Here is a 717-nt window from a genome sequence, read left to right as displayed (position 1 = left end):
CTTACGCGCTGGGCTACACACGTGCTACAATGGCGACTACAGTGGGCTGCAACCGAGCGATCGGTAGCTAATCTCCAAAAGTCGTCTCAGTTCGGATTGTTCTCTGCAACTCGAGAGCATGAAGGCGGAATCGCTAGTAATCGCGGATCAGCATGCCGCGGTGAATACGTTCCCAGGCCTTGTACACACCGCCCGTCACACCATGGGATTTGGATTCACCCGAAGGCACTGCGCTAACTTGGCAACAAGAGGCAGGTGACCACGGTGGGTTTAGAGACTGGGGTGAAGTCGTAACAAGGTAGCCGTAGGGGAACCTGCGGCTGGATCACCTCCTTTCTAAGGATATCGGCGGAAAGCGTTCCAGCTTGACTGGAAAAGAGCTTCCTCCATTCCAAAGAACATATGCCGCCGTCCTCATGTCCCTTCATCACTAGAGATTAGCTAAACGCTTTATTGTCGTTTGGCTGATAGCTGAGCAGGCTCCAAAGCGCCTCGCGCTGCTGAACAAGCAGCCTGCGTAGCACTGCTTTTGTCAGAGGTTCGCTTCTGACGAAGCACTGGGGCCGGTAGCTCAGGTGGTTAGAGCGCACGCCTGATAAGCGTGAGGTCGGAGGTTCAACTCCTCCCCGGCCCACCAGTCAGTGCCAGCCTCATACGGGGCCTTAGCTCAGCTGGGAGAGCGGTTGCTTTGCAAGCATCAGGTCATCGGTTCGATCC

1 tRNA gene and 1 rRNA gene are annotated in these 717 nt (G+C 55.6%); both read left to right on the top strand.

From position 1 onward, the window contains the following. Positions 1–336 (top strand): 16S ribosomal RNA (locus ACODR8_RS19980); the annotation flags it as partial. Between the two features lie 224 nt (positions 337–560). Beyond that, positions 561–637, top strand: a tRNA-Ile gene (locus tag ACODR8_RS19975). Positions 638–717: the final 80 nt, after the last annotated feature.

The organism is Sphingobium sp. FG58, from assembly GCF_057809055.1.
The sequence above is the reverse complement of the archived record's forward strand: the minus strand, read 5'-3'. Positions and strand labels throughout refer to the sequence as shown.